This window comes from Amycolatopsis sp. NPDC039088 (assembly GCF_055598845.1).
Genome location: NZ_JBVKAE010000018.1, coordinates 150,285 through 163,214, shown reverse-complemented (window position 1 = coordinate 163,214; position 12,930 = coordinate 150,285). Strand labels below are relative to the sequence as shown.

Below are 12,930 nucleotides of genomic sequence, written 5' to 3'. Positions count from 1 at the left end.
GCGGCGCAAGACACCTGATCAGGTGACAGTTTCACGGAGTATGCCCGCGAGCTGGACAACTCGGGCCCCGAACACGAAGCTTTCCCAGTCTTAATCGGCCGAACCACCGAGGGTCGCTCGTGAACAACGCTTGGGAAGCCATCTCCAGGGTCGCAGATGAGCCCGCTTGGTACTGGGTCTACGACAAGCTCGCGTTCTGGCCGAGCACCTACTCGCACGCCTGGCCGGGTTTCCGTGAACCCGCCCCCTCCGTCGCGTGGGACCTCGCACCCGGCGGGCTCGACAGGTCGTCCGCCGAGTTCCGGCTCGGCCCGTACGCCGTCGAGCAGAACGACGTCGCCCGCGTCGCGCTCTCGGCGTTGAAGGAGTGCGTCGCCGAGAACGAGTGGGTGTGGGTACTGCACTGGCAGCACCAGTCGTACCGCTTCTACCCGCATCGCCACGCCGCCCTCGACCCGTGGCCGGTCCCGGTGTTCCCGCGCACGGACTACCACCTGTTCCTGGCGAGCGACTTCCGCTTCGGCACGCTCGGGCATCCGTGGGAGCGCACACTGTGCGTCTACGGCGAGAAGCTCGTGCCCGCCTTCGAACGACACGGCGAGCGAGTCTTCAAGAACGCGCTCCGGCGCAACGGGTCGCCGGTCGCGATGGCGGGCTGACCGCCGTCCGGTGGGCGGACCTGCCTAAACTCAGGCCGGTGTTCGAATATCACGGGTGGGTGACCATCCAAGCGAGCCCTTCCGGCGACGATGACGCGGCGCTGCTCGAACGGATCGTCGAGCGGGTGCACCGCGCCGTCCGCGACTTCGACGACGGCGACCTGGTGGACCTCCGCTGGTCCGCCGGAGCGCCGGTGCTGCACCTGGGCGGCATGGACAAGCACGGCACGACGATCGGGCCCGAGCTGGTGGACCTGTTCACCCGCGTCGGCGACCTCGCGCCCGGCTCGTACGGCCTCTTGCACGTCTGGGACGACCAAGACCCCGAGCACGACAACGAATTCAAGGTGTACCGGATGGCCCGCGGCCTGGTCACCGAACGCGGCGACGACCACCTGTCCCCGGTCGCGCCGACGGTGCTGGACGGCTACGAGATCTGAGCCGTCTGCCTGCGGTTTCGTCGATGATCGAATTAGGCTGTTCGGCTGCTTTCCCCGCCCGTCCGAATAGGACAGAGTTCATCTGGGCGCGGGTGGCAAATCCCCGCGGAACGAGGGGGAATCGCCGTGAGATCGTCGTGCCTGAGACCGCGTCTCGGCGTCGTCGTGGTGGTGTTGGCCGTGGCTTTCGGGGTATTCCCGGCCACGGCTTTCGCATATCCGGGGGATGCTGCGACCCCGGCGCCGCCGGTGTTGCCGAATTCCGCTCCGGACACCGCAACGGCGACGAAATTTGCCAAACAGGGCCAAAAGAAGGTCCGGGTCGATGACCTGACCTCCGAGCGTTCGGAAACCTTCGCGAACCCGGACGGCTCCATGACGTTGACCCAGAACACCCGCCCGGTTCGGGTTCCCCGTGACGGCGGCTGGGTTCCCGCGGACTCCACCCTGAGCCCTGCGGCGAACGGCGCGCTGTCGCCGAAGGCCGCGATGGCCGACATCTCGCTTTCCGCAGGTCGGCGCGCAGACGTCCAGACCGCGGGAGCCGCACCTCTGCTGCAATTGAGCGCCATGGGCACCTCGGTCGGGCTCGATTGGCCGGGTGTCCTACCCCAGCCGGTCGTTTCGGGCGCTACCGCCACCTATCCCGATGTGCTTCCCGGCGTCGACCTCAAGGTCGAGGTGGACGTGGACAAGGTTCACGAGGTCGTCGTGATCAAGACGCCGGAGGCGGCGAAGAATCCGGCCATCGCGAAGATCAAGCTGGGCGTGCCGGTGAAAAACGGCAAGCTCACGAAGGACGCGGACGGTGCTCTGCGGGTCAAGGACCCCAAGGGGGCCGACATCTTCCTTGCCAAGGCGCCTTTGATGTGGGACTCGTCGGGAGTCGAACCCGACGTGACGGATTTCGTCCGCGGTCCCGCGACCGGCGGTCGTCAAGCCAAGGTGCAGACTGAGGTCTCGGGCAAGTCGCTGCTCCTCACACCCGACGCCGACCTGCTGGTGAACGCCGCGTACCCGGTCTATGTCGATCCCACCTGGCAGACGAACTACTGCTCCAACTGCGGTCGTAACCACTACCTGGTCCAGCACGCCTGCGGCTCTTCGAAGACGCCGGGTGAGGCGGTCTGGGACTCGTCCGACCAGCTCAAGGCCGGGTACATCTACGACTCCAGGTCGAACTGCGCGGGAAACCTCGTCACCGCTCGCTCCTTCGTGGAAATGAACCTCGGGGGCCTGGCCGGGAAGGAGATCTACACCGCGCAACTGAACCTGGCCGTGACCAACCCGAGCAACTGCGACGGCTCGAACCACGTGGTGCTGACCAATCCGATCGTCCCTGGACTGAAGTTCGGGAGTGGCCCGGCACTGGGCAACTGGCTCGGAAGCGTGAGCGGCTGCCCGACCAACGTCGGCTTCGACGTCACCTGGGTCATCGACAGTCTCGTGAAAGCTGGTGGGCCGACCTTCACCTTCGGCATAGTCTCGCCCGACGAGAACGACCAGAAAACCTGGAAGCGGTATTCCCCCCAGGTCGGGTTCTCGGTCACCTACAACTCACGTCCGAACTCGCCGGCCAATCTCGCCATCGTCAACGGGACTTCGACTTATCCCTGTGGCCCGCCCGCCCCGGGCATGCCGTGGGTACGTCCGGTGCTCGGACGTACCAGCACCGGCTACGTGGTCAAGGCGAACGTCCAAGACCCGGACGGCGGCATGCTCTACACCGGTTTCCGCGTTTACAAGGGTTGGGTCAGCTCCGGAAACTACGCCTGGGACCAGCGTGAAGCAGGTGTCGACAACGTCTTGAGCGACTCGAACGTCGCCAATCGCAACGCACAGGCCACCTTGTTCAAGGATTCCATGCCCGCGGACGGGATCTACTCCTTCGACGCGCACGTCACCGATGGCCGCGAAACCAGTTGGGCTGGCGCGTGCGAAGTCGAAGTCCAGCTCTCCGCTCCCGCCGCGCCGTCGGTGTCATCCCAGACGTATCCCAGTGGTACCTACGGCGGTGGTCCCGGACGGGCGGGTGACTTCACCTTCACGGTCTCCAACTCTCCGACCTCGGTCGGCAGTTACGTGTGGAAGCTCGACAACACCACGCCGCCCACCTGTGACGGTACTGAGCCCGGGACGGTGAAGCCCGCCGCCTACAACGGGCCCGCCACCGTCGCCATCGCTCCGCAGACGAAGGGGACGCATGTCCTGAGCGTCTGGTCGTGCAACCGCGCGAAGACACCGTCGACCAGGGTCGACTACAACTTCAGCGTCCGCGACGTGACGGCTCCTCTCGCGTCCTGGCAGTTCGAAGGGAACGGTGCTTCGCAGGCGACCGGCCTGCGCTACGTCGGTGAAGGCAAGGGAGCCTTCACCGAGGGGAAGATCGGAGAAGGCGCGGCACTGTCCGGCCAGGCAGGCGACTACTTCGCGACGGGCGCGCGTGTGGTCGACCCGACGAAGTCCTTCTCGGCTTCCGCGTGGGTGAACCCGACCGGACTGAACAGCAGGCGGGTGGTGCTGTCGCAGGACGGCACTCAAAGCAGCGGTTTCGCCTTGCAGTATCACGAATCCGGCAAGTGGGCGTTCAGCATCGCCGACTCGGCGCAGAGTTCCGCCTTCTCCACGGCTGCTCCGGCGGAAGGGGCGTGGACTCACTTGACCGGCGTGTACGACGCCGTCGCGAAAACGGCCACGCTCTACGTCAACGGGAAAGCTCAGGCCACTGTCGCCGCCACCGGTTCCGGTGGCGCGGGGCCGTTGGTCGTGGGCGGTGGGAAGGCAGGCGGTGGGCGGACCTATCTGTACTCGGGGAAACTCGACGAGATCGCGATGTTCGACCGGGCACTGACCGCGACGGAAGTCGGTTCGCTGCACGGGAACAACGGCGTCCCGACCGGCCTGGCGGCCATCCGTGAATACGCATTCGAGAGCAACACGGTGGACGCGACCGGAAACGACGGTGCGCTCACCTTCGCTCCCGGGTCGGGATTCGCGACCGGCTACAGCGATTCCGCCGGGCAATCCGCAACCGAGAGCAAGGTCGGACAGTCCTCCGGACAGGCTTTCTTGAGCGATGGAAACGGTTACGGCCGAACGAAGACACCGGTGATCGACACGGCTCAGAGCTTCACGGTTTCGGCGTGGGTGAAGCTGGCTGACACCAACGGTTATTACGCTGTGGCCGGGCAAGACGGTGTCCATTCCAGTGGCTTCCAGCTTCGCTATTCCAAGGACGCGAACCGGTGGCTCATGGGCCTTCCGTCCGCGGACATCGACGGTGACGGCTATCGGTGGGCGGCTTCCACCAGCACTCCGCAGGTGGGCGTCTGGACGCATTTGACCGCCGTCTACGACGCGTCCACCGCTAAAGTGCTGCTCTATGTGAACGGTGCCCTTGAAGGGCAAACGGCCATCCCGGCGGGGACCACGTGGACAGCGACAGGCGGCTTCGCAGTCGGTCAGGTGCGGTGGAACAGTCAGCCGTCGACCTTCTTCAAGGGAAGTATCGACCAGGTTCAGGTCTGGGATCGCGCTCTTCCCGCCGCGGAAACCGCCGGTCTCGCCAACACCGCCGTGCTCCGGGCGAACTACCAGCTCGATGGCAGCACCACCGACGGAGTAACCGGCGCGGCCGGTGTCGTCTCGGGCGGTGCGGCCATGGTGAGTGACAACGGCGTCAACGTCGCGAAGTTCGACAAGTCCGGGACCGGGCAGATCGCGGCACAGCGGCCGGAGAGTTTCCGTGGCGACCGCAGTTTCACCGTTGAGGCATGGGTGAGGCACCGGTGGACCGCCGAGGACGCCGCCGCGGCGAAACAGGCGAACCCCGCCAACACGACCGGCGTCGACGAGGTGGGTCGGGCCGCGGTCGGTATGGACTCCGCGCAGTTCCCGCCTTTCATGCTCGGGTATCGAGGAATCAAAGATCAGGCGGGCAACTGGCAAGGTCGCTGGAGCTGGATGATGGGTTCGTCGACCGCCACTCCGACGAATCCGTTCGCGTGGTTCGCGGTTTCCGACAGTAACGCGGCCGACGGGGTGTGGACTCATCTGACTGGCACGTATGACGCGACGACCGGTACTTCATGCCTGTACGCCTCCACGGACGAATTCCAGTTCTCACCGGTCTGTCTGACCAACGTGGCCGGGTGGAACGGTGCCAGTCCGCTCGAAGGTCTGCTTCTCGGCCGAGGTGCGTGGAGTGGCAACAAATCCGATTACTGGTACGGCGACGTCCGCGGAGTCCGCGTCTACACCGGTGTGCTGGACGCGCAACGGATCGCCGCGGACATGATTCTCGACCACCCCTGATCTCTCTTCCGGTTCGGCAGACGCTCCATCTGAAACCTTGGGCAGGCTTCGTCATGCGTAAAGACACCCGCTGGACCCACATCGGCCGGTTTTCCCGTGCCACGGCGGTGATCGTGTCCGCGATCATGCTCGCGTCCGGTGGCGCGGCGATCGCGCTCGAAAGCAAGGGGAGCGCACCGGGCTGGTCGCTCGGCCCCGGCCAGAAGGACCAGAGCGTTCCGGTCACGCCGCTCGTCGCCCCACCGTCGCCGCCGCCGGTGTTGCCCGACGCGAAGGTGACTTCGCCGGTTTGGCCGGGAGCGACGGAAGCCGAGGTCGAACTGACGGCCGGTGCACGCGACGGCCGTCAGCCACAGGGGCTCGGAGTCCAGAACGCCGCTGATGGCACCCCGGTCAAGGTCGGCTGGACGCGGGCGAAGGACGTCGCCGCCAAGAAGGCGGGGCCCGCCCCGAAGGTGCGAGTCCGTGTCGCGGACCAGAAGACCAGCGACGCGCTCGGACTTCGCGGCGTGGTGCTCTCCGTGACCGACACGGGCGTGGGCGCAGAGCCGGTGAATGTCGCGGTGGACTACCGGGCGTTCGGGAGCGCCTACGGCGGCGGCTGGGCCGATCGGTTGCAGCTGGTGGAACTGCCGGGCTGTTCGTTGGTAACGCCGTCGAAGGCCGAGTGCCGGACGAAGGCCCCGGTGCCAGGGACGGTGAACAACAGCAAGACGCGGCAGGTCTCGGCGGATGTCGCGCTCGCCGGTTCCGCGCCTCGGGTCTTCGCTGTGACGGCAGCCGCGAGCGGCTCCGCCGGAAACGTTTCCGCTCAGCCGTTGTCGGCGGCGGGGTCGTGGTCGAGTGGCGGATCGTCCGGAAGCTTCTCCTACAACTATCCGTTCGCGGTCCCGGTCGCGCCGAGCGGCGCGTCGCCGAGCCTCGGGCTCTCGTATTCGTCCAGTGGCGTCGACGGGCTGACCTCGGCGACCAACAACCAGGCGTCCTGGGTCGGCGACGGATGGGACTTCACGCCAGGCGGCTACGTCGTCCGCAACTACCTGCCGTGCAGCGAGGACCTCGGTGGCAACAACGGACAGACCAAGACCGGTGACCAGTGCTGGGGCATCGACAACGCGACCCTGGTCCTCGGTGGCAAGTCGACGGAACTGATCAAACTCGCCGGAACGAATCAATGGCGGCCGAAGAACGACGACGGCTCCAAGATCGAACTGCTCACCGGTGCCGCCAACAACGCCCAGGACGGCCAGCACTGGAAGGTCACCACCGGCGACGGAACCCAGTACTTCCTGGGACTCAACCGCCCGCCCGGCTGGGTTGGCGGCAAAGCCGAGACCCAGTCCACGTGGACGGTCCCGGTGTTCGGCAACAACGACGGTGAAGCCTGCTACAAGCCGAACAACTTCGCCGGCTCGTCCTGCCGGCAGCCCTGGCGCTGGAACCTCGACTACGTGGTGGATCCCCACGGGAACGCCAGCACGTACTACTACCAGCCGGAGATCAACTACTACGGGCTCAACCAGAACGTCACGACCGCCGGAACCGAATACACGGCGGGCGGGTATCCCCTGCGGATCGAGTACGGCCTGCGGTTGAAGGACGGCAGTGTCTACGGTTCCGCACCCACGAATCAAGTCGTCTTCGAAACCGCGGAGCGTTGCCTCCCGTCCGGAGCGATCACCTGTGATCCCTCGCAATTGACTTCGACGACGGCGGCGTCCTGGCCGGATGTCCCGTTCGAGCAGATCTGCGCCAAGGACAAGCCCTGTGACTACGGCTCGCCCGCCTTCTTCACCCGCAAGCGGCTGACCACGGTCCGGACGCAGTACAACAACGCGGGCACCCAGACCGACGTCGACGTCTGGAACCTGGCCCACACCTTCCCCGGAACCGGGGACGCCTCGCCGTCCGCGCTGTGGCTCTCCTCGGTCACCCACACAGGGAAGGGCGGTGGCGGAAGCATCACGCTCCCCGCCACCACCTTCGGCGGATTCATGTTCGCGAACCGGGTCGACACGGCCAACGATCAGTACTCCCCGATCACCCGCTACCGGGTCAACGAGATCAGGACCGAAACCGGTGGGCGGATCGGTGTCGCCTACTCGGGCCCCGATTGTGTCGCGGGGACACGCATGCCGGCGTCACCCGAGACCGACACGATGCGGTGCTACGCGTCGTTCTGGAGTCCTCCGGCGGCGAAGGACCCAGTTCTCGACTGGTTCCACAAATACGTCGTCACGGACATTTCCGAGGAAGACTTGACCGCCGGTGGAGTCGCGGTCAAGACGCACTACGACTACCTCGGTGACGCGGCCTGGCACTACGACGAGGGCCAGTTCACGCCGAAAGAGCGGAAGACCTGGAGTCAATGGCGTGGCTACGGCGTCGTGCGGACGTCCATCGGCCACCCGTCCGCCACCCAGACGGTGACGGAGTCGTTGTACCTGAGAGGGATGGACGGCGACCACCTGCCGAACGGCGGAAAACGCTCGGTCTCCGTCGAGGATTCCGAAAAGGGAACGATCGTCGACCAGGATCCCTTGCAAGGGTTCCTCCGCGAGTCCAGGACCTATCTCCCGGGTACGACGACGGTGGACAACTCGGCCATCAACGATCCTTGGGTCCGCGGTCCGACGGCGACGAGCGCGGACGGCCTGCTCAAGGCGCATTCGGTGGACACCGCGACCGTGCGCGGCCGCACCCTGCTCTCCGACGGGAAGACGTATCGCCGCAACCAGGTGAACAAGAAGTTCAACGACAACGGTCTCGTCATCGAACAGGAAGACCTCGGCGATACCGGCGTCGCCACGGACGACACCTGTACCAAGACGACCTATATCCCGAACACCGCGACCGGGATGTTCGACAAGTCGAACGAAGTCGTGATGTTCGCCGGGCTCTGTTCCGGTACGGCGACGGCGTCCACGGTCATCACCAACGTCCAGGTTTCCTACGACAAGCAGGCGTTCGGCACGCCGCCGACGGCGGGCGACATCACGCGCACCGACACGCTGAGCGCCTGGGACACCACGGGCAAGAAGTTCTTGACGACCGCGACGAACGAGTACGACGCCTACGGCCGCGAGACGTTGTCGACCGACGTGTCCGGCGCGGTGACGAAGACCGCGTACACGCATAGCGCCGGAGGACAGGTCACCGAAATCGCCGTGACGAACCCCCTCGGCTGGGTCTCGACGACCACCAAGGAACCGGCGCGGGGAAACCCGGTGTTCTCGGTCGACGTGAACAAGGTCCGCACGGACATCACCTACGACGCGTTGGGGCGCAAGACAGCGGTCTGGAATCCAGGGCGCAGCAAGCTCGACGGTGACAAGGCGACGGCGACCTTCGAATACACCGACGCGGCGACGTCACCGGCCGCCATTCCGACCACCGTGGCGACGAAAGCCCTGCAGGACAACGGCGAGTACACGACGTCGTACGCGATTTACGACGGCCTCGGACGAACGAGGCAGGCGCAGTCCGCGGCATCCGGTGGCGGACGGATCATCAGCGACACCGTCTACGACTCGCGCGGGCTTCCGTTCAAGACGAACAACGGCTACTTCAACAGTGCTTCCGGCCCTGTCCCGAAGCTGGTGACCGTCGCGGACAACACGGTGCTGAACCAGACCGTGACGGAGTACGACAGCCGTGCCCGTGTGACGGCGTCGATCCTGATGTCGAAAGGCGTCAAGCAGTGGCAGACGTCGACCATCTACGGCGGCGACCGGGTCACGACCATTCCGCCGCGGGGCGCGTCGCCGCAGACCGTGGTGACCGACGTACACGGGCAGACCGTCCAGCGGCTGCTCTACACGAACGGTTACACACCGGGAGCGGCGAATCCGGCCGACGCGACGAACTACACCTACAACGCCGCCGGTGCCATGACGTCGATGAGCGACGCCGCCGGCAATGTCTGGTCGACCGGCTACGACCTGCGCGGCCGCAAGGTCTGGCAGGCCGATCCGGACGCGGGACGGTCGACCTACACCTACGACGACAGCGGACAACTGACCTCGTCCACCGATTCCCGCGGTAAGACCCTCGCCTACACCTACGACAAGCTCGGGCGTAAGACCCAGGTCAACGCGGACTCGGCCACCGGCACCAAATTGGCGAGCTGGACCTACGACACCCTTCCCAACGGGATCGGCCTGCCTGCCTCATCGACTCGATGGGCGGGCACGGACGCGTACGTCACACGAGTCGTGGCGTATGACAGGTACGGCAGGCCGACCAAGAAGGCCGTCGACGTTCCGGCTGTCGAAAAGGGCTTAGCCGGAACGTACGAGTTCAGTACCGCGTACACGGCTACGGGCGCTGTCGCCTCGACGGTGAGCCCGAAGGCCGGAAATCTGCCGCTGGAACACGTTCGGCACACCTACAACGAGCTAGGGCTGCCGTCCACGACGTATGCGATCGATTCTTCGGGCACGACCACGAACCTGATCTCGAAGACCGACTACACCTCGTTCAACGAGATGTCGCGGATGCAGTTCGACGGGGAGAAGTCCACCGCGAACGTCGGCGTGACCCAGACCTACGACGAGGTCACCAGGCGTCCGCAGACGACCACCGTCAACCGGGCGACCCAGGTCGGATCGCAGCTGACCAACCGGACCTACGGGTACGACCCGGCGGGCAACGTCACGAAGATCTCGGACACCCCGTCAGGTGCGCCCGCCGACACGCAGTGTTTCGAGTACGACTACCAACGACGGCTGACCGAGGCTTGGACCCCGTCTTCGGCCGACTGCGCGACGGTCAAGTCGGCGTCCGCGCTCGGTGGTGCCGCGCCGTATTGGAAGTCGTACTCCTTCGACAAGACGGGAAACCGCACGAAGGAGGTCGACCACAAGTCGACGGGTGACGTGACCAGTACCTCCGCCTACCCGGCGGCGGGGCCGACCGCGGTCAAACCACACGCTTTGCAGAAGGTGGACACGAGCGGTCCGAACGGAACCTCGACCAGCGGATATACCTACGACGAAGCCGGCTCGATGCTGACGCGGAACGTCGGTGGTGACACCCAGACGTTCAGCTACGACCACGAGGGAAGAACGGTCGGCGTCGCGACGAAGACCGGTGAAAGCAAGTATCTCTACGACGCAGACGGCAACCGGCTCGTCACGCGTGATCCGACCGGCACCACGTTGTCGATCGGCGACCTCGAGCTGGTCATCACCACCGGCACGACCGGCGTGACCGCGACCCGGTTCTATCAGCACGGCGGAGTCCAGGTCGCCGTACGAGTCGGTGGATCCGGTCTCAAGTGGATGCTCAGTGATCTCCACGGAACAAACGGCCTGGCCATCTCGGCAGGAACGCTCACACCCACCCAGCGCTACATGGACCCCTTCGGTAATCCGCGCGGTCCAGCGCCGTCCACCTGGCCGGACAAACACGGTTTCGTCGGCGGCTACCAGGACACGACCGGTCTGACCCACCTTGGTGCCCGTGAGTACGACCCGGCACTAGGCCGGTTCACCAAGACCGACCCGGTGCTGGATCCGGCGGTCCCGCAACTGTGGAATCCGTACTCCTACGCGAACAACTCCCCGGTGACCATGACGGACCCGTCCGGCATGTCGGCCTGTTTCCACATGGGTGAGGACGGCCTGTTCTGCCACGAAGGTACCGAACAAGCGGCGGCCTGCACGGGCAGTTGCACCGTGATGGCCAGCTCTCCGTCGTCACCGCAAGGCAAGAAGTACGCGGCCGAACAGCGGGAGAAGGCCAAGCGGGGCTACAACGAAAAGTCCTACAAAGAGGCGCAGGTCGTCGCGAAGAAGTCCAAATGGGACGTCTTCATAGACGCGGCCGGCGAGCTGATCAAGAGCCTCATCGGTTGGGACGACATCATGGGCTGCATCGAGGGCTCGGTCGGCTCGTGCATCAGCACCCTCCTCAACTTCATTCCCTGGGGCAAAATCCTGAAGGTCGGCGAGATCGTCGCCAGCTTCTGGAAGGGCGCGCGGGCTCTCGCGACCTTCGGACGCGAGGTGGAGAAGGCCCAAAAGGTCATCGCCGACACCGAGCGCATCCTCGCCGACGCCGAGATGGCGGCGAACGCGGTCCAAGTTGTGGTCGCCGTCAGCGAAGGCGAGGGCGTCGTCGGTGCAGCGGCCGCGGCCATGGGTGGTGCTGCCGCGGCGAGCGACTCGGGCTGCAACAGCTTCGTGCCCGGTACGCGGGTCCTCATGTCGGATGGCACGACGAAGCCGATCGAGGAGGTGAAGCTCGACGATCAGGTGCAGGCGACCGATCCGGAGACGGGTGAGACCACGGCCCGGAAAGTCGTGGCCACGATCATCGGCCAAGGTCAGAAGCATCTGGTCGAGATCAGCGTCGCTGGTGAGGCACCGATCGTCGCCACCGATGGCCACCCGTTCTGGGTGCCTGACCTGCGGAAGTGGGTCCCCGCCGCTGAGCTGACGGTGGGCAGCTGGTTGCAGACCAGCAGCGGCACCTGGGCGCAGGTCACCGGAGTTCGTGCCTTTGATGACGTTGCTCGCGTCCACAACCTCACCGTCGACTACCTCCACACGTACTCTGTGCTCGCTGGGGCGACTCCGGTCCTGGTTCATAACGCTGGCGGCGGGCACTCGTGCGATATCTCTGTGTCGTCGCCAGGTGGAAGCAAGAGCGATATCTCGCTGAAGAGCGGCAGCATGACGCCTGAAGAGGCTTCGCTCGGGTATCCTAACAACTCGGCTTTCACGCACACAGAGCATCGATTCTCGCGCATGGCGGGCGCTTCGACGGGGTCGAAGGTCTCCCTGCCGAATGACCCATTCGCCGGCAAGTTCCCGTTGAGCGCCGGTGATGAGGTTAGGATGCAAGGCCAACTCCCTCCCTGCTCGCGGTGCAAGGGTGCGATGAATCGTATGGTCAGCGAGTTGGGAGTGTCGGTTACGTACGAATGGTCCGGCGCCAAAGGTGATGGATCATGGACAGCTGGAAGGAGGAAGCGCTAGCAATGCGATTGACCGCCGCAGAGGTTGGGTTCTTCGAGGATTATGAGGATGAAGAGGCCCTTGAAGTGGGCGTTGCCGGGGTGGACGAGTTCGGTACCCCGAGAACGTTCTCATTTCAGCGATCCACGTACGAACCGGATGAGCAGGAAATCCAGTCCGGAATGGATTCCTACAACGTTTCTACCGAGCGAGGCGCCACCGTCTACGGCTGTCTGCGAAGTGTGCGACTCTCCGAAATGGTTCTCACGCTGGAATTCTCCGCCGAGGATGCCGAGATTCTTGAGATCTCGACGCCCGTTGAAGTGAACCTGAGTGAAGCGCAGGTAGATGAGGAAAATCTGTCTCGGAAGCTTCGTGAGGTTCTTGACTGGGGCTCTCCTGAGAAGCGGCCGGATCTGATTGGCTTGGACGTCCAGGATCCGCCCACCGGCGCATAGGTAGCGATTTTTGGGGCTCCGTCATGTCATTCGCCGATGATGAATCGGCAGGCTCCGAACATATGAGGGTCCTCTCGCGATTCTGCACGGAGAGGAC

The 12,930-nt window shown here is 65.1% G+C and carries 5 protein-coding genes; all 5 read left to right on the top strand.

From position 1 onward, the window contains the following. The first annotated feature begins 119 nt into the window (after positions 1–119). The 5 genes from ACZ7KI_RS23650 to ACZ7KI_RS23630 all read left to right on the top strand — a co-directional run bounded on the left by ACZ7KI_RS23650 (position 120) and on the right by ACZ7KI_RS23630 (position 12,833). The gene (locus tag ACZ7KI_RS23650; RefSeq protein ID WP_470275259.1) at positions 120–659 is read left to right on the top strand and encodes a DUF2716 domain-containing protein; all 540 of its coding nucleotides are present in this window, start codon (positions 120–122) and stop codon (positions 657–659) included. 38 nt (positions 660–697) lie between these two features. Beyond that, a complete protein-coding gene (locus ACZ7KI_RS23645; RefSeq protein ID WP_465500345.1) occupies positions 698–1,099 on the top strand; it encodes an immunity 7 family protein in 402 nt (133 codons plus the stop codon). Between the two features lie 375 nt (positions 1,100–1,474). Continuing rightward, positions 1,475–5,413 (top strand): LamG domain-containing protein, encoded by a 3,939-nt coding sequence (locus ACZ7KI_RS23640; RefSeq protein WP_470275258.1) that lies wholly within the window; start codon positions 1,475–1,477, stop codon positions 5,411–5,413. 53 nt (positions 5,414–5,466) lie between these two features. Then, positions 5,467–12,396 carry an RHS repeat-associated core domain-containing protein gene (locus tag ACZ7KI_RS23635; protein ID WP_470275257.1) on the top strand — a complete coding sequence of 2,310 codons (6,930 nt, stop codon included), beginning with the start codon at positions 5,467–5,469 and terminating at the stop codon, positions 12,394–12,396. Further along, positions 12,369–12,833, top strand: a complete 465-nt coding sequence (locus ACZ7KI_RS23630; protein WP_470275256.1) for an Imm10 family immunity protein — start codon at positions 12,369–12,371, stop codon at positions 12,831–12,833. The genes ACZ7KI_RS23635 and ACZ7KI_RS23630 overlap by 28 nt, the downstream gene beginning before the upstream one ends. Positions 12,834–12,930: the final 97 nt, after the last annotated feature.